Annotated in this window: 16 protein-coding genes; 9 read left to right on the top strand and 7 right to left on the bottom strand. The window is 72.1% G+C overall.

Going from position 1 to position 19,733, the window contains the following annotated elements; all coding sequences use genetic code 11:
• Positions 1-112 precede the first annotated feature (112 nt).
• The gene (locus tag ACZ68P_RS34170) at positions 113-376 is read right to left on the bottom strand and encodes a WhiB family transcriptional regulator (RefSeq protein WP_015033978.1); all 264 of its coding nucleotides are present in this window, start codon (positions 374-376) and stop codon (positions 113-115) included.
• A gap of 728 nt (positions 377-1,104) precedes the next feature.
• Here ACZ68P_RS34170 and ACZ68P_RS34165 point away from each other — a divergent pair.
• The 3 genes from ACZ68P_RS34165 (at position 1,105) to ACZ68P_RS34155 (ending at position 4,253) form a co-directional block, all read left to right on the top strand.
• Positions 1,105-1,635, top strand: a complete 531-nt coding sequence (locus ACZ68P_RS34165) for a cysteine dioxygenase (RefSeq protein ID WP_471013060.1) — start codon at positions 1,105-1,107, stop codon at positions 1,633-1,635.
• Positions 1,636-1,740: 105 nt separating this feature from the next.
• A complete protein-coding gene (gene cofD, locus ACZ68P_RS34160; protein ID WP_471013058.1) occupies positions 1,741-2,697 on the top strand; it encodes a 2-phospho-L-lactate transferase in 957 nt (318 codons plus the stop codon).
• On the top strand, positions 2,694-4,253 hold the full coding sequence (locus ACZ68P_RS34155; protein ID WP_471013056.1) for a coenzyme F420-0:L-glutamate ligase: 1,560 nt from the start codon (positions 2,694-2,696) through the stop codon (positions 4,251-4,253). The genes cofD and ACZ68P_RS34155 overlap by 4 nt, the downstream gene beginning before the upstream one ends.
• Positions 4,254-4,399: 146 nt before the next feature.
• On the opposite strand, the gene ACZ68P_RS34150 is transcribed toward ACZ68P_RS34155, so the two are convergent.
• The 3 genes from ACZ68P_RS34150 to ACZ68P_RS34140 all read right to left on the bottom strand — a co-directional run bounded on the left by ACZ68P_RS34150 (position 4,400) and on the right by ACZ68P_RS34140 (position 8,227).
• Positions 4,400-5,413, bottom strand: coding sequence for a DNA-3-methyladenine glycosylase family protein (locus tag ACZ68P_RS34150; protein WP_471013054.1), 1,014 nt, complete (start codon positions 5,411-5,413; stop codon positions 4,400-4,402).
• A 296-nt stretch (positions 5,414-5,709) separates the two neighbouring features.
• Positions 5,710-6,792 (bottom strand): mannose-1-phosphate guanylyltransferase, encoded by a 1,083-nt coding sequence (gene manB, locus ACZ68P_RS34145; protein ID WP_471013052.1) that lies wholly within the window; start codon positions 6,790-6,792, stop codon positions 5,710-5,712.
• Between the two features lie 91 nt (positions 6,793-6,883).
• Positions 6,884-8,227, bottom strand: coding sequence for a peptidoglycan recognition protein family protein (locus ACZ68P_RS34140; protein ID WP_471013050.1), 1,344 nt, complete (start codon positions 8,225-8,227; stop codon positions 6,884-6,886).
• Between the two features lie 137 nt (positions 8,228-8,364).
• On the opposite strand from ACZ68P_RS34140, the gene ACZ68P_RS34135 reads away from it, so the two are divergent.
• The 4 genes from ACZ68P_RS34135 (at position 8,365) to ACZ68P_RS34120 (ending at position 14,799) form a co-directional block, all read left to right on the top strand.
• A complete protein-coding gene (locus ACZ68P_RS34135; RefSeq protein ID WP_471013048.1) occupies positions 8,365-9,117 on the top strand; it encodes a TIGR03089 family protein in 753 nt (250 codons plus the stop codon).
• A gap of 186 nt (positions 9,118-9,303) precedes the next feature.
• Positions 9,304-10,944, top strand: a complete 1,641-nt coding sequence (locus tag ACZ68P_RS34130; RefSeq protein ID WP_471013046.1) for an LCP family protein — start codon at positions 9,304-9,306, stop codon at positions 10,942-10,944.
• A gap of 222 nt (positions 10,945-11,166) precedes the next feature.
• On the top strand, positions 11,167-12,975 hold the full coding sequence (locus ACZ68P_RS34125) for an LCP family protein (RefSeq protein WP_471013044.1): 1,809 nt from the start codon (positions 11,167-11,169) through the stop codon (positions 12,973-12,975).
• Between the two features lie 51 nt (positions 12,976-13,026).
• The gene (locus ACZ68P_RS34120; RefSeq protein WP_471013042.1) at positions 13,027-14,799 is read left to right on the top strand and encodes an LCP family protein; all 1,773 of its coding nucleotides are present in this window, start codon (positions 13,027-13,029) and stop codon (positions 14,797-14,799) included.
• 138 nt (positions 14,800-14,937) lie between these two features.
• Here ACZ68P_RS34120 and ACZ68P_RS34115 read toward each other — a convergent pair whose 3' ends face one another.
• On the bottom strand, positions 14,938-15,957 hold the full coding sequence (locus ACZ68P_RS34115; RefSeq protein ID WP_471013040.1) for a glycosyltransferase family 2 protein: 1,020 nt from the start codon (positions 15,955-15,957) through the stop codon (positions 14,938-14,940).
• A 157-nt stretch (positions 15,958-16,114) separates the two neighbouring features.
• Between ACZ68P_RS34115 and ACZ68P_RS34110 the strand changes: the two genes are divergently transcribed.
• Complete coding sequence (locus tag ACZ68P_RS34110; protein WP_471013038.1) at positions 16,115-17,578, top strand: LCP family protein; 1,464 nt, start codon at positions 16,115-16,117, stop codon at positions 17,576-17,578.
• A gap of 66 nt (positions 17,579-17,644) precedes the next feature.
• Here the strand turns inward: ACZ68P_RS34110 and ACZ68P_RS34105 are convergent, their stop codons facing one another.
• Positions 17,645-18,178, bottom strand: coding sequence for an acyl-CoA thioesterase (locus tag ACZ68P_RS34105; protein ID WP_365721892.1), 534 nt, complete (start codon positions 18,176-18,178; stop codon positions 17,645-17,647).
• A gap of 128 nt (positions 18,179-18,306) precedes the next feature.
• Between ACZ68P_RS34105 and ACZ68P_RS34100 the strand changes: the two genes are divergently transcribed.
• Complete coding sequence (locus tag ACZ68P_RS34100) at positions 18,307-19,560, top strand: LCP family protein (RefSeq protein WP_471013036.1); 1,254 nt, start codon at positions 18,307-18,309, stop codon at positions 19,558-19,560.
• A gap of 78 nt (positions 19,561-19,638) precedes the next feature.
• Here ACZ68P_RS34100 and ACZ68P_RS34095 read toward each other — a convergent pair.
• Positions 19,639-19,733 (bottom strand): acyl-CoA dehydrogenase family protein (locus tag ACZ68P_RS34095; RefSeq protein ID WP_132919430.1); only part of this gene is annotated, 95 nt, incomplete at its 5' end.

Raw genomic sequence — 19,733 nt, 5'->3', positions numbered from 1 at the left:
CAGAGCACAGGGAGCGGACCGTTCGGTGTGTACAGGTGTGCGCGGTTTTCCGGCGTGCGGCGGGTGTGCGCCGGCGTACGCGGTGCGGCAAGCGGAGCCGGGCGGGCTCCGGTCAGACGGCGGCCTTCTTCAGACGGCGGCGTTCGCGTTCGGACAGACCGCCCCAGATACCGAAGCGTTCGTCGTTCTGCAGGGCGTACTCCAGGCATTCGGAGCGGACCTCACAGGCCAGGCAGACCTTCTTGGCCTCACGGGTCGAGCCGCCCTTCTCGGGGAAGAAGGACTCGGGATCGGTCTGGGCGCACAGTGCGCGCTCCTGCCAGCCGAGTTCCTCGTCCGCGTCCTCGACCAGCAGTTCCTGGAACAACTCGGTCATGTGCGCCCCTCGTCTGTCTTTTGCGTCCCCGTGATGTAGCCGTTACCGATTCCGGCCGAACGACACGAGTGAAATTACAAGTTCGTGCTCTGTGCGAGTCAAGCCGGAATCTGCTATTGGGCCCGGTATTCACTCTGCGGAACCAAGGCTATGCGGAAAGTGTTCAAATCACCAAAAACCTGACACATGCCACCGGCCTGACCCACCGCCCCTCCTCGCAGGGAAGGACGCCCAAGGCTTGGATCTTGTTGCGATTCAGCCACGGAAGCGATCCGGATCACAGTCCGATCACAGGACTGCCGCCGCGTTTACGGGCTCGGTTGCTGCGCCATGTCTCCTGGTCCGGGGGTGCACAAACCTTTCTCCGGGCGCTGTAACCGGATGAGGTGAAACATTACCCCCAAAACGGGCATTGAGTTGACAGTCGGGACGCCCGCCCGTCACCTTTGGTGCCATGCCAGCGACCTCAGCGCCCGCCGCGACCCACGCCCGTGGGTTCCGCCGCGCTGTGCAGGCGCGCTGTTGCTGTTGTTGTCCCGGCTGTTGATCCACCAGCCGCCGGTCGACCGGCTGTCGCTGCCCCGGCCATCGATGCCGTAGGGCGCCGGTCCTCTCGCTCTCTCGCGTCACCCTTCTCGCGTTACCCCCGTTTTCCCGGGACACCCCCACTTTTTTCGCGACACCCCCGCACTGCACACTTCTGCTCCTGCCGAGGAACCACCGCACCCATGAACAGCAGCGACAGCGACCTCCAGATCGCCGGCGACATCCTCGAGGTTCAGCACCTCCTCCAGCCCGCCCGCGAGCACCCCTCCACCGTGGCCGAGTTCGCGGGCCTGGCCCACTCCATCGCCGCCGACCGCGCGCAGTGGGCCCCGTACGTCCGGTACGACGCCACCACCCGCTGGTACCACCGGCTGCGCACCGGCCCCGGTTACGAGGTCTGGCTGCTGTCCTGGGTCCCCGGCCAGGGCAGCGGCACGCACGACCACGGCGGCTCGTCCGGCGTCCTGACCGTCCTGGAGGGCAAGCTGACGGAGCGTACGGACCGGGGCCTGCGGACCCTCGGCGCGGGGGCGCAGCGGGTGTTCGCGCCCGGGTACGTCCACGAGGTCGTCAACGACTCGCTGGAGCCGGCGGTCAGCCTGCACGTCTACTACCCCGGTCTGACGGAGATGCCCGTGCACCCCTCCCACCGGCAGCGGGCCGGGTCGGCGGAGGCGGCGCCCGCGCCGGCGCCCGCGCCGCTGGGAGCCTGACGCCCGGACGAGCACCCGGCAGGGGACGGGCTTCGCCCGACGGGCCCGCCCGCCGCCCGGCCACCACCCCTCAGGGGATCGGTCTTCGCCTGACAGACTGTTCGCATGCGCATTGTGGTTCTGGCAGGTGGCATCGGCGGTGCCCGCTTCCTTCGCGGTCTCAAGCGGGCCGCGCCCGACGCGGAGATCACCGTCATCGGCAACACCGGTGACGACATCCATCTCTTCGGGCTGAAGGTCTGCCCCGACCTCGACACCGTGATGTACACCCTCGGTGGTGGCATCAACGAGGAGCAGGGCTGGGGCCGTCAGGACGAGTCCTTCACGGTGAAGGAGGAGCTCGCGGCGTACGGGGTCGGGCCGGAGTGGTTCGGTCTCGGCGACCGCGACTTCGCCACCCACATCGTCCGCACCCAGATGCTGGGAGCGGGCTATCCGCTGAGCGCCGTCACCGAGGCGCTGTGCGCCCGCTGGCAGCCCGGCGTGCGGCTGATCCCGATGTCCGACGACCGGATCGAGACCCATGTCGCCATCGACGTGGACGGCGAGTCCCGGGCGGTGCACTTCCAGGAGTACTGGGTGCGGCTGCGCGCGTCCGTCGAGGCCAAGGCCGTCGTGCCGGTCGGCGCGGAGGCCGCGAAGCCGGCGCCCGGCGTCCTGGAGGCGATCGCCGAGGCGGACGTCGTCCTCTTCCCGCCCTCCAACCCCGTCGTGTCGGTCGGCACGATCCTGGCCGTCCCGGGCATCCGTGAGGCGATCGCCGAGGCGGACGTGCCGGTCGTCGGCCTCTCCCCCATCGTCGGCGGCGCGCCCGTGCGGGGCATGGCCGACAAGGTCCTCGCGGCGGTGGGTGTCGAGCCCACGGCCTCCGCGGTGGCGCGGCACTACGGCTCGGGGCTGCTCGACGGCTGGCTGGTCGACACGGTCGACGGCGGAAGCGTGGCGGACGTCGAGGCGGCGGGGATCCGCTGCCGGGCGGTGCCGCTGATGATGACGGACCTGGACGCGACGACGGCGATGGCCCGCGAGGCGCTGGCCCTGGCGGAGGAGGTCCGGGGATGACGGGGGCGGCGGGGGTGTCGGGGGCGATGGAGTTCACGGAGACGGGCGAGGTTACGGGGACGGGCGAGGTCGGGGAGTCGGCGGAGGTTGGCGAGGCGGCCGGGGTCACGGAGTCGGCCGGGGTCGCCGAAACGGCGGGGGTTCCGGTGGCGGCCGGGCTCGCCGAGGCGGCTGAGGTCCCGCGGACGATGGAGGTCGCCGAGACGGCCGGGGTTCCGGTGGCGGCCGAGGTCCCGCGGACGGTGGAGGTCGCCGAGGCGGCCGGGCCCGCCTATCGGGTGTGGGCGCTCGCCGGGCTTCCCGAGGTGGGGAGCGGGGACGATCTCGCCAAGCTGATCGCCTCCGCCTCCCCCGGGCTCCGGGACGGCGACGTCCTGCTCGTCACCTCCAAGATCGTGAGCAAGGCCGAGGGGCGGATGATCGCCGCCGACGACCGCGAGGAGGCGATCGACGCCGAGACCGTACGCGTGGTCGCGCGGCGCGGCGCGCTCCGGATCGTCGAGAACCGGCAGGGGCTCGTCATGGCCGCCGCCGGGGTCGACGCGTCCAACACTCCCGCCGGGACCGTCCTGCTGCTGCCCGTCGACCCGGACGCCTCGGCCCGGGCGCTGCGCGAAGGGCTGCGGGACGCGCTCGGGGTCGACGTCGGCGTCGTCGTCACCGACACCTTCGGCCGGCCCTGGCGCAGCGGTCTGACGGACGTGGCCATCGGCGCCGCCGGCGTGCGGGTCCTCGACGACCTGCGCGGCGGTACGGACGCCCACGGCAACCCCCTCGGCGCGACCGTCGTCGCCACCGCCGACGAACTGGCGGCGGCGGGGGATCTCGTCAAGGGCAAGGCGAGCGGCCTGCCGGTCGCCGTCGTGCGCGGGCTGCCGCACCTGGTGGGCGAGGCCGAGGAGGGCGCACGGGCGCTGGTCAGGAGCGCCGCCGACGACATGTTCCGGCTCGGCACCTCGGAGGCGGTACGGGAAGCGGTGACCCTGCGGCGTACCGTCCGCGAGTTCACCGACGAGCCCGTCGACCCGGGGGCGGTGCGGCGCGCCGTCGCGGCCGCCGTCACGGCGCCGGCCCCGCACCACACCACGCCCTGGCGTTTCGTGCTGCTCGAATCGGCCGAGTCCCGCACCCGGCTGCTCGACGCAATGCGGGACGCCTGGATCGCGGACCTGCGCCGGGACGGCAAGTCGGAGGAGTCGGTCGCCCGGCGGGTCCGCCGCGGCGATGTGCTGCGCAACGCCCCGTACCTGGTCGTGCCCTGCCTGGTCATGGAGGGCTCCCACCACTACGGCGATCCGCGCCGGGACGCCGCCGAACGCGAGATGTTCGTCGTGGCCGCCGGGGCGGGCGTGCAGAACTTCCTGGTGGCGCTGGCCGGTGAACGGCTGGGCTCCGCGTGGGTGTCCTCGACGATGTTCTGCCGTGACGTCGTCCGTGAGGTGCTCGGACTACCGGAAGGCTGGGATCCGATGGGGGCCGTGGCGGTCGGGCACGCGGCGGCGCCGCCGAAGGAACGGCCCGCGCGACAGGCGGGGCAGTTCATCGAGGTGCGCTGACGGCGGGACCGGGACGTCGGTGGTCGGGTCGTTTCGGTCGCCGCTGCGGTCGGCCGGTCCGACCTCGGTCGCCTCGGCGTCGCTCACTCGGTCGGTCGTGGGGAGCACGGTCGTGGGGAGGGCGGTCGCGGCGGGAAGCGCGGTGATCAGAGCGCCGCGATGTTGCCCGGGGTCATCCGGGGCGCGCGGCGCGGTGGGGTCCGGCCGCTGAGCAGGATCAGCCGGGCCGCGCGGTGCCGCTGCCCCTCGTAGGGCGCGAGCAGTTCGAGCATGGCGGCGTCGTCGGCGGTGCGGTCGCCCGCCAGCGCGTACCCGACGATGCTCGGAAGGTGGTAGTCGCCGACGCTGACGGCGTCCGGGGCGCCGTTGCTGCGCTGCACCGTCTCGGCGGAGGTCCACGGGCCGATGCCCGGGATCACCTCCAGCCGTCGCTGGGCGTCTTCGGGCTCCATCGCCGCGGCCTCCTCCATGCGGCGGGCGACCTTGGCCGCGCGCAGGACGGTGGCGGCGCGCTTGCCGTCGACGCCGGCGCGGTGCCACTCCCAGGAGGGGATGAGCGACCAGGTGCGGGCGTCGGGCACGACGTGCAGCCCGTACGTCCCCTCCGGCGTGGGACCGGGGGCGGGCTCGCCGAACTTCCGTACGAGAAGACGCCAGGCGCGGTACGCCTCGTCCGTCGTGACCTTCTGCTCCAGGATCGACGGGACCAGCGACTCCATCACCAGGCCGGTCCGGGTGAGCCGCAGGCCGGGGCGGAGGCGGTGGGTGGCGGCGAGGAGCCGGTGGCGGGGGGTGAAGGCGGAGGGGTCGTCGTCGGCGCCGAGGAGCTGGGGCAGCCGGTCGAGGAACCACTCCGCGCCGGGTCCCCATGCCTCGGCCTCCACCGCGCCGCCCCGGGCGGCGACCCTGAGGGTGCCGGGCCCGGCGGGTGTGCGGCTGGTCCGCCAGACGGACCCGTCGGGGGTGGCACGGAAGGTGGGGTCACCGGGACCGCGGCGCAGCGGGCCGAGGGTGAGCCCCAGATCGAGGGGCGCGTCCGGCACCCATCGACGGGTGACCCCGGCCACGGGAGCGGCGCCGGCCACCCGAGGAGCGGGTACGGGGACGTGACCGCCGCGCACGCTGGTGCGGGTGGGACGTGGAGCGAAGCGGCCGGCCATGGGTACGAGGGTAAGCGTCCGGAACCCGGCGGGTCGCACCGTGCGGCGCCGCACCGGCCGGGGGACGGGGAGGACGCGGAGTACGGGCGGGTGGCCGAGTCCCGCCGGAGGGCGGCTCGGGCCGGCCCCGGCGGAGAGCGCCGCGCCGGAGGTGGCCGCCGGGTGACCCACGGCGCCCCGCGCCCACATGCGGCCGGCCCCGGCCCGAAAGCCCGCCGAACGGCGCCGGCCACACCCCGCCCCCACCGAGACCCCGGCCCGCACGGCCACCGGCCGCCGTCCCGTTCGTGCCCGGGCTACTGGTCCGAGGAGAAGCGGACCGAGCCCGCGGGGAGGCGGGTGTCGCACCAGACGCGGACGCCGTCGCGGAGCTCGTTGTCGGCGCCCACGTGCGCGCCGTCGCCGATGACCGTGCCCGTCAGGACCGTGCGGGCGCCGACGCGGGCGCCCGCTCCGATCAGGGAGTCGGTGATCACCGCGCCCGGTTCGACCACCGCTCCTTCCAGGAGCACGGAGCCCGTGACACGGGCGCCCTCGCCGACCACCGCGTCCGCGCCGACCACCGTGCCGCCCGTGAGCTTGGCGTCCGGGGCGACGCGGGCCGACGGCAGGACGAGGCGGTCGCCGCAGCGGCCCGGGACCGCCGGGGACGGGGCGCGGCCCAGGACCAGGTCGGCCGAGCCGCGGACGAAGGCCTGCGGGGTGCCCAGGTCGAGCCAGTACGTGGAGTCGACCATGCCCTGGAGGTGTGCCCCCGAGGCCAGCAGCTCGGGGAACGTCTCGCGCTCGACGGAGACGGGCCGGCCGGCCGGGATCGTGTCGATGACCGAGCGGCGGAAGACGTACGCCCCCGCGTTGATCTGGTCGGTGACGATCTCCTCCGGCGTCTGCGGCTTCTCCAGAAAGGCGGTGACGCGGCCGCTGCCGTCCGTCGGGACCAGACCGAACGCCCTCGGGTCCTCGACCCGGGTCAGGTGCAGCGAGACGTCGGCGCCCGACGCGGCGTGGGTGGCGACCAGCGCCTGGATGTCCAGGCCGGTCAGGATGTCGCCGTTGAAGACGAGGACCGGGTCGTCCGGGCCGGAGCGCAGGCGCGAGGCGACGTTGCGGATCGCGCCGCCCGTGCCGAGCGGCTCGTCCTCGGTCACGTACTCCAGGCTCAGCCCCAGCGACGAACCGTCGCCGAAGTAGGGCTCGAAGACCTCCGCCAGGTAGGACGTGGCGAGCACGATGTGCTCGACTCCCGCCGCCCGGGCACGGGCCAGTTGGTGCGTCAGGAACGGGACACCCGCCGCCGGAACCATCGGTTTCGGGGTGTTCACCGTCAGGGGTCGCAGCCGTGTGCCCTTGCCACCGACCAGGAGGATCGCTTCTGTCACCTGTCGTCTCTGCTTCCTGTCCGGGTCCGGCACATCGTTCGTCCGTGCGATATGACCGGTCAGTTTATGCGGACGGTCAGGCCGCTCCTCGTCACCGTCGCCCCTGGTACTTCGCCGACGCCGTTCTGGCGCTGCCGAGCTTGCCGTACAGGCGTCCGCCGGGACAGTCCGTCACAAAGCCGTCACGGTGGCCCGCGATGGTGTTGAACTTGACCTTCTTGCCCTTCTTGTAGCGGTTCCCGCCGCCGGACGTCAGGGTCGCCTTGCCCGTCGGATTCCCCCCGTGCAGCCCCAGCTTCCACGCCGTCAGGCGCGCCACACCCGTCAAGGCGGCGGCCGGTGGGTTGGTGGAACTGTAGGTGCCGATGACCGCGATCCCCGTGCTGTTGGTGTTGAAGCCGAGGGTGTGGGCGCCCAGGACCGGCTTCGAGACACCCCCGGCGCGGCCTTCGTAGATGTTTCCGCACTTGTCGACGGCGAAGTTGTAGCCGAAGTCACGCCAGCCACTGCTCTTGACGTGGAAGCGGTAGATGCCGCGCAGGACGGAGGGTGCCTGGCGGCAGGTGTAGTTGTTGCCGGTGGCGGAGTGGTGGACGAAGGCCGCCTTGACCGACTTGGTGTAGACGAAGCCCTTCTCCCGCATCTTCTCGTCCGCGCCCCAGCCCTTGCGGGTCACGATCTTCGGGCGTGGTCCGATGTACGGCTTCGCCGCGGCGGACGTCGAAAACCCGGCCGCCGCCGCCGTCGCCGCGCGGGACAGCGCCGGGAGCACGGCCGCGCCCGCGGCCGGGACTCCGGCGACGGAGGCGGCGGCGGGCGACACCACGGAGGAGGTCGACCGCTCGGCGGCCTCCGGCGACGCGCCCGGTGCGGCCTGCCCCGGCTCCGGTCCCGGATCGATCAGTTCGAGTCGCAGCCCGGCGGGCAGCGCTGCCGCTCCCCCGCCGTCCGGCCGTACGCGGATCTCGACGCCGTCCGAGTCGCCGACCCACAGCGGTGCGGTGGCACCACGCAGCCTTCCCGACCCGCCCTCCCGGCTCCCGGGGTCGGCCCCGTGTTCGCCGGTGTGGGTCTCCACGTCCTGCCACCCCGACCAGGCCGAGCCACCGGTGGCCCGGGTGCGGACCTGGACGGTGCCGTGCAGCGGGGCCCTGACGTCGTCCCACACCACTCCGAGCAGGGAGAAGGGCCTGACGTCCCGTCGGGCGAGACCGCGCTCGGCGGGATCGCCTCCGACGGTCCGTTCACCGCCTCCGAGCGGCACGAGGCGCAGGGACTGGGTGGATCCGGCGACGCCCCCCTCACCCGAGGGGGCGGCGGCAGGACCGACGGGCGGCCCGCCGGGGTGCGACGCCGCGGGCGTCGCAAGGGTCAGCGGCAGCGCCAGGGCTGCCGCGCACGTGACGGCGATCGAGGAAACGAGGTAGGCACGCATGGAGAGATCGTCCGTATCCCCGGGCCGTTCCGCTCGGCGGGAAGAGGCCCGGAAACTGACGGGCCGTCGGTCCGACCGGTGGACGGTGTCACCGGTACGGGGGGTCCGCACGCGCCTCCGCGCGTACCCTTGCCCGCGTGAACGCCAGCGACCGCACCCCCGCCGACCTGCTGCGATCCGCGCTCGCCGCGGATCCTGCCCGCCCCTTGGTCACCTTCTACGACGACGCCACCGGTGAGCGCGTGGAATTGTCCGTCGCCACCTTCGCCAATTGGGTGGCCAAGACGGCCAACCTGCTCCAGGGCGAGCTGTCCGCCTCCCCCGGCGACCGGCTCGCTCTGCTGCTGCCCGCCCACTGGCAGACCGCGGCCTGGCTGCTCGCCTGCTCCTCGGTCGGCGTGACCGCCGAGCTCGGCGGCGACCCGGCCGACGCCGATTACGTCGTCGCGGGCCCCGACACCCTGGAGGCGGGTCTCGCCTGCTCCGGGGACCGGATCGCGCTCTCCCTGGCCCCGCTGGGCCGCCGCTTCCCGGCGCCGCCCGCGGGATACGCCGACTACGCGGTCGAGGTGCCGAGCCAGGGTGACCGGTTCGCCCCCTTCGTACCCGTCGACGCGGACGCCCCCGCCCTCCTGGTCGACGGTACGGAACTGACGGGAGCCCAGCTCGTCGAGCGGGCCCGCGCGGACGCCGGGACGCTGGGCCTCACCGCCGGGGCACGGCTGCTGTCCGGGCGTTCGTACGACACCTGGGACGGGGTCTCCGCCGGTCTGTACGCCCCCCTGGCGGCCGACGCCTCGGTCGTCCTGTGCCGGAACCTGGACCGGCTTGCGCCCGAGGCGCTGGGCAAGCGCGTGGAGAGCGAGCGCGTCACCGCGACAGCCGTGTGACGACCGGCCGGAGATCCACTCGTACGGCGCAACGACCCGCCGAGTCCCCGGGTCTGCGCGTCAACTCCGGTACATGATCGGCGGGTACGCATCCCTTCCCGCACAACCAAGCGTCAGGTTCAGCCGTCTACCTCTGCGACCGGCGGCCCGGGCGCGCCGCCGACGCCATGAAGGACGGACTCAGACGTGACGGACAGTGCTGGCACGCCCGCCGAACCGGACCACCCGGCCGAGGACGAGACGTCCAGCACCTCCGACGCGCCCGGCACCGCCGGACAGGCGGGCAAGGCGCGCAAGGCGGCCCGCCGGACGAACAAGCCGGCCAAGCCGGGCCAGACAGGTGCGGCGAGCACGGCAGGTGCCGCTGGTACGGCAGGTGACGCGGGCACGGCCGGCACGGCGAGCACGGCCGACAAACCCGGAACCACCGGAGCGTCCGACAAGGCGGGAACGGCACGTACGCCAAGCAGGGCGCGTACGCCGAGCAAGCCCGGCACCGCAGGTACGCCGAGCAAGCCCGGCGCCGCCGCCGGGTCCGGCACGGCAGGACCGGCACGGCAGCCCGGCGCCCCCGGCACCCCCGCCGCCGTGTCAGCCGGCACCGCCAGCGGGACCGGCACCCTGGGGCGCCTCGGCGCCTCCGGAGGCGGTCCGGGAGACGGCGGCCCGGCGGGCGGCGGCTCGGGGGACGGCCAGACGCCCGACGGCGGCGCCCCCGGCAGGCGGCGGCACTGGCTGCGCTGGACGGCGCTCGGGGTCTCGGTGGTCGTGCTGGGCGCGGCCGCCGCGGGCTGGTGGTTCTACCGCAAGCTCGACGGCAACATCACCACGGACACCACCGCCGCCGCCGAACTGCTCAAGTACGAGAAGGAGCGGCCCGCGCCCGTGGTGTCGGCCGCGAGGAACATCCTGATGATCGGCTCGGACACCCGGGCGGGCGCCGGTAACGCCAAGTACGGCAAGGACAAGGGCACCCAGCGCTCGGACACCACGATCCTGCTGCACATCTCGGCCGGCAGGTCGAGCGCCACGGCCGTCTCCATCCCGCGCGATCTGATGGTGGACATCCCCGGTTGCCGGGAAACGGACGGAAAGCGCAGTCGTGAGCAGTTCGCCCAGTTCAACTCGGCGTTCGAGATCGGCGGGACGGCGTGCACGATCCGTACCGTCGAGCGGCTGACGAAGATCCGGGTCGACCACCACATGGTGATCGACTTCGGGGGCTTCAAGAAGATGGTCGACGCCGTCGACGGGGTGGAGGTCTGCCTCAGGGAGCCCATCGACGACGATGACGCCCATCTGAAGCTGGCGGCCGGGCGCCAGACGCTCCGCGGCGAGCAGGCTCTGGGGTTCGTACGGGCCCGCAAGACGCTCGGCAACGGCAGTGACACCGACCGTATGGACCGCCAGCAGCAGTTCCTGGGCGCCCTGGTCAACAAGGTCCAGAGCAACGGCGTCCTGCTCAACCCGACCCGGCTCTACCCGGTCCTGGACGCGGCGACCAAGTCGATCACGACCGACCCCGGGCTCGACTCGCTGCGGGACCTCTACAACCTGGCGCGTTCCATGCGGAGCATCCCGACGGAGAAGGTGCAGTTCCTCACGGTGCCGCGCCGCCCGTACACGTACGACCCGAACCGGGACGAACTCGTACAACCCAAGGCGAGCCAGCTGTTCACACGGCTGCGCGAGGACAAGCCGGTCACGGTGGCGCGCTACGGCGAGACGGAAGAACAGGACGACGCGGGAGCGCCGAGCGTGGCGCCGACACCGACGTTCACCGGGCACAACGCGGCGGAGAGGGCCTGCCCTCCGGACGGCGGGTAAAGCGGAGCTCAAGGGGAGGGCTGTGGTGCATGAGGTTTGAGCAAATTGCCCGGTTGTAAGGGGCGTGGAATTTGTCACGGACGTCGCCCCACGCTGAACTGGGCGGATAGTGTGACGCGATCCGGTGCTCCCGACCACGTGGTCGCGCACTCATACGGATCGAACGACCGAGCGCCACGGGGGAGGCGCCTCGCGTGGCACCGACGGAGGATTCAAGTAACCGTGGACGCGCACAGCCGTGGACGGGCGGATGAGATCGACCCCGCCGACCAGTGGGTCCTCAACCCGCAGACCGGCAACTACGAACTGCGACTGAACCACTCCGGTGGGCAGTCGTCGCTTCCGTCCCATCCCCGCGGTGCCACCACCCCCGGCCAGAGATCCGGCGGGCGTTCGCGCACCGCCGAGCCCGGCCGCGGCGCGGACCACGGCCGGGGCACGGACCGCGGGCACGGCGCCGACCACGGCCGAGGCGCCGAGCGTTCCCGCACCGCCACCGAGGCGCCCGTACCCGGGCAGCGCCGCCGTCGTGTCACCGAGGGCACGACGGGCGGGCAGCCGTCGGCGGGCCGGCGCAAGCGCAAGCCGCAGAAGTCCCGCAAGAAGAAGGTCCTGCTGTGGACCGGCGGCACGATGGCGGTCGTCCTCGTGGCCGGCGCGGCGAGCGCGTACGCGCTGTACAGCCACTTCGACGGCAACATCGACACGGTCGACGTGGCCGGAGCGGGCAGCGGCGGGTTCAAGAAGGACCAGCCCGTCAACATCCTGCTGATCGGTACGGACAAGCGGACCGGCGACGGCAACGAGGGCTACGGCGACAAGAGCAGCCCCGGGCACGCCGACACCACGATCCTCTTCCACGTCTCGAAGGACCGGACGAACGCCACGGCGATGTCCATCCCGCGTGACCTGATCACGGAGATCCCGGACTGCGAGACCAAGCAGCCGGACGGATCGACCGCCACCATCCCCGGCAAGGCGGCGGACCGGTTCAACAACAGCCTCGGCCAGGACGGCCGCGACCCGGGCTGCACCATGCGTACCGTCCAGAAGCTCACCGGGCTGACCGTCGACCACTTCATGATGGCCGACTTCAACGCGGTCAAGGAGATGACGACGGCCGTCGGCGGCGTGAAAGTGTGCCTGGCCAAGCCGGTCGACGACCCGAAGTCCCATCTGAAGCTGCCGGCCGGCGAGTCGACCATCCAGGGCGAGCAGGCCCTGGCCTTCGTCCGCACCCGCTCCAGCTTCGGGAACAAGAGCGACCTCGACCGCATCCAGGTGCAGCAGCAGTTCCTCAGCTCGATGATCCGGCAGATGAAGTCGGACGACACCCTGACCAGCCCGACCAAGCTGTACGGGCTCGCCGAGGCCGCGACCAACGCGCTGACCGTCGACACGGGCATAGGAAGTATCAAGAAGCTCACGTCGCTCGCCGAGGAACTCGCCAAGATCGACACGAAGAACATCACCTTCGCGACGCTTCCGGTCATCGACAACCCGGACGAGCCGACGCCGATCACGGTCGTGCCGCATCCGACCCAGGCGCCGCAGCTGTTCGCCATGATGCAGTCCGACACCTCCCTGACCGAGGTGAAGAAGCAGCAGCAGGACGCCAAGAACGCTCAGGCGGCGCTGCTCAAGGGCGCCCGCGCCACCGCTTCCCAGGTGCGCGTCGACGTCTACAACGGCAGCGGCATCACGGGCGCGGCGCAGAAGACGATCGACTGGCTGCAGAACGACCAGGGCGTGCTCCGGTCCTCCAACAAGAGCAACGCCCCCGAGAAGGCGGCGAAGACCACGCTCACGTACGCACCGAACCAGGCCGATCAGGCCCGCAAGCTCGCGGACATGATGGGTCTGCCCGCCTCGGCGCTCAAGCCGGGCACGCAGAACGCCGGGGAGCGCGAGCCCATGACGCTCGTCCTCGGCGCGGACTTCAAGGGCGCGGGGGTGCCCATCACCGGACCGGCAAAGGCGCCGGACGGTGTGCAGAAGGTAGTAGCCGACAAGCAGGTGTGCGCCAAGTGACCCGGAAACACCGGGTCGCGGGCGACGCCTGAGCAACGAGGGGACCCTGGGGTGGGACAGAGCAGCGTGCGCAGGGAGGGGACGCGGGGACGCGTTCCGCACGCCCGCGAGTTGGGCTGGGACGAGAGTCTGTACGACGAGGAGGGCGAGGGTGCCGGGGGCACCCGGACCACCCGCCGGGGCGCCGGGGGCGGCACGGGTCCCGAGGACGAGGGCGACGGCCTGCCGGACGGCGGCGGGCGGCGGAGCCGCGGACGCGGTGCCGGCGGTACGGGCACGGGCCACCGGCGCCAAGGGCCGCGCAGACGTGCCAGGAAGTCCGGGAAACGCCGGATATTCCGCTGGGTCGCCGCCACGCTCTCGCTGCTGATACTCGGCACGGCGGGCGCCGGATACCTCTACTACCAGCACCTCAACGGCAACATCCGCAGCGGTGGCCGCGCCGGTGGCGACAGCGGGGTCAAGAAGGCCCCGCCGAACGCGCTCGGCGACACCCCCCTCAACATCCTCCTCATCGGTTCCGACAGCCGCGCCGACGCCCGGAACGTGGCGCTCGGCGGCGGCAAGAACGAGCGGGACCGCAAGCCGCTCGCCGACGTGCAGATGCTGTTGCACATCTCGGCGGACCGCAAGAACGCCTCGGTCGTCTCCATACCGCGCGACACGATCGTGCCGATCCCGGAGTGCAAGGACGACAAGGGCACGCCCTACCCGGCCACCACCACCAAGCCCATCAACGAGACGCTGCAGCGGGGTGGTCCGGGCTGCACGCTGACGACGTGGGAGAGCATCACCGGCGTCTACGTCGACCACTGGATGATGGTCGACTTCGCGGGTGTGGTCGCGATGGCCGACGAGGTCGGCGGTGTCCCCGTCTGCGTGAGGACCGGCGTGCACGACCGGTCGACCCGGCAGGTCAAGGGCGGCTCCGGTCTGAAGCTGCCGCAGGGCACCACCGAGGTCAAGGGCGAGCAGGCGCTCCAGTGGCTGCGGACCCGGCACGCCTTCGGCAGCGACCAGAACCGCGCCAAGGCGCAGCACATGTACATGAACGGCATGGTCGAGAAGCTCCAGAAGCAGAACGCCTGGAGCGACACCGGCCGGCTGATGGGCCTCGCCGAGACCGCGACCAAGGCGCTTCAGGTGTCGGACGAGATCGGTACGGTCGCGAAGCTCTTCGAGCTGTCGATGCAGCTGAAGAACGTGAAGCTGGACCGTCTGACGATGGCGACCGTCCCCACGGCCGCCTGGGCGCAGGACCAGAACAAGCTCGTCATGGTCGAGAAGTCCGCGGACAAGATCTGGTCGATGCTCCGCGACGACGTCGCCTTCGACAAGAACGGCGATCCGGCGGGCGCCAAGCCGACCGTCTCGGCCTCCGCCAAGCCGAAGGGCCCGGCCGCGGGAGCGCCGGGGACTCTGGACATCACGGTGATCAACGGTACGGGCGGCGGCGGCGAGGCGTCCGTGGACGGCCGCGCCGGCGCCCTGGCCGAGGCCCTCGTGGGCAAGGGCTTCACGCGGGCCGAGTCCTCGCGGAGCGCCGAGCCGCGCAAGGACACCGTGGTCAAGTACCCGAAGGCGGACGGCGACCAGGGCAAGGCGGACGCCCTGTCCGTGGCCAGGGCGTTCGGCCTGCCCGACTCGGCGGTCCGTGCGGACGGCACGGCGGAGAGCATCGCACTCGTGATCGGCGCGGACTGGCGCGAGGGCACGACGTACAAGAAGCCCAAGGACGTGGCCGGTGACCTCCCGGAGGGCGCGGCCGACAAGACGGACTGCATGGACGTCTACAGCGTCTACCGCTGGGACGGGAAGAGCTGATCCGTCCGGGCACGTACGGCGAGGGCCGGGTACCCCGTGGGGTTCCCGGCCCTCGCCGTCGTACGAAGCCCTGGTCCTGCCACGCCCTTCGCCCCGCGCCGTCGCACGGAGCCGTACGACGGCGTACGCGAACGGGGCTCAGACCTTCTCGGCGGTCACCGCCGGGCGGCGGCTCGCGATGACCTTCCTCGCGAGCGCGCGCGGGCTGGTCAGGAAGCCGTATCCCCACGACATGTGCATCGTCGCGAGCGCCACCGGGATCTGGAGCCGGGCCTTCAGCGGGAGGCCCTTGCCCGCCGGGACGGATCCGGCGGTGATCGCCGCGAGATAGCCGGCCGGGATCACGAAGCCGAGCGGGGTGAGCGTCGCGCCCACCACCAGGCCGGCCGCGATCGCGCAGACCGCGGTGGGCGGCGCGAGATAGCGGAGGTTGATCGAGCCCTGGTGGTAGCGGGCCACCACGTGACGCCAACGGCCGTAGTCCTTGTACTGCTTGGCCAGGGCGCGCACGCTCGGCCGCGGCCGGTACTGGACGCGCAGCTCGGGCGAGAACCAGATCAGGCCGCCCGCCTCGCGGATGCGGAAGTTCAGCTCCCAGTCCTGGGCGCGGATGAACTCGACGTTGTAGCCGCCCTGCTGTTCCAGGGCCTCACGGCGGAAGACGCCGAGGTAGACGGTCTCGGCCGGGCCGGCCTGGCCGCCGGTGTGGAAGGCGGCGTTGCCCACGCCGATCTTCGAGGTCATCGCCGCGGCGACGGCCTCCTCCCATGCGTTCTCGCCCTCGGCGTGCATGATGCCGCCGACGTTCTGCGCGCCGGTCTCCTCCAGGAGCCGGACCGCCGTCGCGATGTAGTCGGGCGAGAGCATGCCGTGGCCGTCGACCCGCACCACGATCGGGTGACGCGACGCCTTGATCGCCGCGTTGAGCGCGGCGGGCGTGCGGCCCGTGGGGTTGGGGACGGTGTGGACCCGGGGGTCCTCCCGTACGAGTTCGGCGGCGATCTCGTCGGTGCGGTCCGTGGAGGGCCCGAGCGCGATGACCACCTCCATCTCGCCGTCGTACTCCTGCTCCAGGATGTGACGGACCGAGTTGCGCAGGTGCCGCTCCTCGTTGAGGACCGGCATGATCACGGAGACGGGCGGCAGGGCGGAGGGCATCTCTTCCTCGGGGTCACGGGGGGAGGCGTAGGCCCTGTCACGTTACCGCGAATGGGGGACACGGACGCGCGCCGCGGGGACCGGTGCCCGCTGGCGCTGATCGTATGGGCCTACGGTGCTCACGGTCCCCCTCGTCACACCGCGGAGGTGTCCCCCGGTGCCCACACCGTCCCGCCCGCCCCGTCCCCGCCAGGCTCCCGCCCGTCCGGGACAGGACCGGCGTGTCAGACGGGCGGCGCGGCCCCGGTGGGGCATGCGGATGGCGACGACGCTGTCGGTGCTGGTCCTGGGCGCGGGTGGGATCGGTCACGCGGTGGTCACCAGCCTGGACACCGGCATCGACCGGGTCGATCCGTTCAAGGACATGAAGAACCGTCCCCAGGCCGGGCACGGGATGAACGTGCTGGTCGTGGGGACGGACGGCAGGGAGCGGATCACCGAGGAGGAGCGGAAGGCGTACCGGCTCGGCGGTGCGCCGTGCCGGTGCACGGACACGGTGATGATCGTGCACATCTCCCAGGACCGGGAGCGGGCGAGTGTGGTGAGCCTGCCGCGCGACTCGTACGCCGAGATGCCGGAGCACGTCGACACGACCACCGGCGAGCGGCACCAGGCGCACCCGGTGAAGCTGAACGCCGCGTACGCCGAGGGTGGGCCCGGGCTCACCGTGCGGACCGTGGAGAACATGACGGGCGTCAAGATCGACCACTACGTGGAGGTCGACTTCACCAGCTTCATGCGGACGGTCGACGCGGTCGGCGGGGTGCGGATCTGCACCACCCGGCCGATGAAGGACGAGTACACCGGGCTCGACCTGGCGGCCGGGACGCACGAGCTGACCGGCGGCCAGGCGCTGCAGTACGTCCGCTCGCGGCATGTCGACGGGGCGGCGGACATCGGGCGGATGCAGCGCCAGCAGCGCTTCGTCGCCGCGCTGATCCACAAGGTGGCCGGCAGCGGGGTGCTGCTCAACCCGGTGAGGTTCCGCACGGTCGCCTCGACCATGCTGACGTCGGTGCGGGCCGACCGTGACTTCGGTACGACCGAGATGCTGGGCCTCGCCAAGGCGATGCGGACCTTCTCGCCGGCGTCGTCGGAGTTCGTGTCGGTGCCGATCGGCGACATGAGCTTCCCGGTGAAGGGGATCGGCTCCACGGTGAAGTGGGACGCGGCCAAGGCGCAGAAGCTCTTCCAGTCCCTGCGCGAGGACCGGCCCCTGGCGCCGCACCGGACGGCAGCCAAGGGCCCGCGGACGGTGGTGGTGGACGTGGCGCCGAGGACGGTCCGGGTGCAGGTCTACAACGGGACGCGCACCGACGGTCTGGGCCGGAAGGTCGACGACGCGCTGCGCGGGACGGGCTTCGACACCACCGGCGTGCCGCGCACCGGTCAGGGGCCGGAGCGCCGGAGCACGGTGGTGGAGTACGACCCGGGCTGGGACCGCTCGGCGAAGTCGCTGGCGGCGGCGCTGCCGGGGGCGGAGCTGCGGCCGGTGAAGGGGCAGGGCGGGACGATGCGGGTGACGGTGGGCGCCGACTACCGGGGCGTGACGGCGGTCCGCGCGGAGTCGCCCTCGGGCACCTTCGAGGCGGTCACCGGGGACCAGGTGGTCTGCCCGTAGGCGGCTGTACGGGGTTCTCGTCGGACCCGGGACGGCCCGGGGCCCTCGACGGACCGCGGCGGACCGTCAGTCCTCGTAGCCCTCCGCCGCGCGGCGCTCCCGCAGCTCCTTGATGGCGCGGCGGCGGGCCAGGCGGTGGGTGCGGCGGATCTGGGCCTCCTGGTAGCGCCGCTTGTCCTTCTCGGTCTCGGGGTGCACGGGCGGGACGACCCGCGGCTTCCCGTCGGCGTCGACCGCCGCGAAGACCAGATAGGCCGAGCCGACCTGCTGCGCGGGCGTGGACTCGTTCCAGCGCTCGGCCATGACGCGGACGCCGACCTCCATGGAGGACCGGCCCGTCCAGTTGACCTGGGCCTTCACATGGAGCAGGTCCCCCACGCGCACCGGCTCCAGGAAGACCATCTCGTCCATGGAGGCGGTGACGGCCGGGCCGCCCGAGTGCCGGCCGGCGACGGCGCCCGCCGCGTCGTCCACCAGCTTCATGATCACGCCGCCGTGCACCGTCCCGAGGAGGTTGGTGTCGTGGCTGGTCATGATGTGGCTGAGCGTGGTGCGGGACGCTGAGGTGGGCTTGCCCGGGATATCGCCCTGATCTGTCATGCCCTCCACCTTATGCCGGTCCCCGAGGCGTCTTCGCGCCGTCCGTTTTGCATCAGCTTGGCAACAGCGCCGACCCGATATTCCCCCCGCCCTGTCGGCCCGGGCCGACAGGGCGGCACACTGTCCGCATGAATGACTGGCCCGATGGGCGCACCGACGACCGCGGATACGGCCGTGGCAGCGCGAGCGCGCAGCCCGAGGGGGCGCGTGCGATGCGCCATGTGCAGCGTCCGCAGGTCCCCCCGCAGCCGCCGCAGTACGACCCGCAGCACGGACAGGGTTACGGGCAGCAGCCGGGCTACGACTCCGGGTACAACACCGGGCAGGTCTACGGCAGCCCGCAGGGCGGCGGCCGGGGCACCATCCCGCCGCAGTACGACCCGCGGACGCCGGGCCCCGCGCCGGACTGGCGGCGCCGGATCAAGGTCGGCTCCGTCGTGCTGCTGGTGGCGGTCCTCGCCTGGAGCGTCGGAACCTACGCCTGGGCCAGTTCGCGGATGCGCAACGAGGTCGATCTCGCCAAGGTCATCGAGCGGCCGGCCGAGGGCGACTGCACGACCTATCTGATCGTCGGCTCCGACAGCCGTGAGGGCATGTCGGCCGAGGAGAAGAAGAAGCTCCACACCGGCTCCGCCGAGGGCAAGCGGACCGACTCGATGATGATCCTCGCCGCGTGCGGCAGCGGGAACACGATGATCTCCCTGCCCCGCGACTCCTGGGTGACCATCCCCTCCTTCGTCGGTTCCGAGTCCGGCAAGAAGTTCGCCGCGCGGGGCGGCTCCAAGCTCAACGCCGCGTACGCGATGGACGGGCCGGAGCTGCTGGTCCGCACGGTCGAGTACAACACCGGGCTGCGCATCGACCACTACGCGGAGATCGGCTTCGCCGGATTCGCGAACATCGTGGACGCGCTCGGCGGTGTCGAGATGAACATCGAGAAGGGCTTCAAGGACAAGAAGTCCGGCGCCGACTTCCAGGCCGGCCGGCAGACCCTCGACGGCGAGCAGGCGCTGGCCTTCGTCCGTACCCGCTACGCCTTCGCCGAGTCGGACCTGGCCCGGACGAAGAACCAGCAGAAGTTCCTGTCCGCCCTGGCCAACCAGGCGGCGACGCCGGGCACGATCCTCAACCCGTTCGCGCTCTACCCGACGCTGGGCGCCGGTCTGGACACGCTGATCGTGGACAAGGACATGTCGCTGTACGACCTCGGCAAGATGTTCTTCGCCATGAAGGGGATCAGCGGCGGCGACGGGAAGTCGATGAACATCCCGATCTCGGGCAGCGCGCCGCAGGGCTCCCTGAAGTGGGACATGCCGAAGGTGAAGCAGCTGGTGGAGCAGATCCGGAACGACGAGAAGGTCACGGTGACGTCGGACCGCTGAGCCGTCCCGGCGTGACACGAGAGGCCCCCCGCCGTGAGGTGGGGGGCCTCTCGTCCGTCCGCGTGAGCGGGCCGGGTGTTACGGGAGGTTGCGGGCCATGACGATGCGCTGGACCTGGTTGGTGCCTTCGTAGATCTGGGTGATCTTGGCGTCGCGCATCATGCGCTCGACGG

It is taken from the genome of Streptomyces sp. NPDC036822 (genome assembly GCF_055609145.1).
This window is presented reverse-complemented; position numbering and strand designations above follow the sequence as displayed.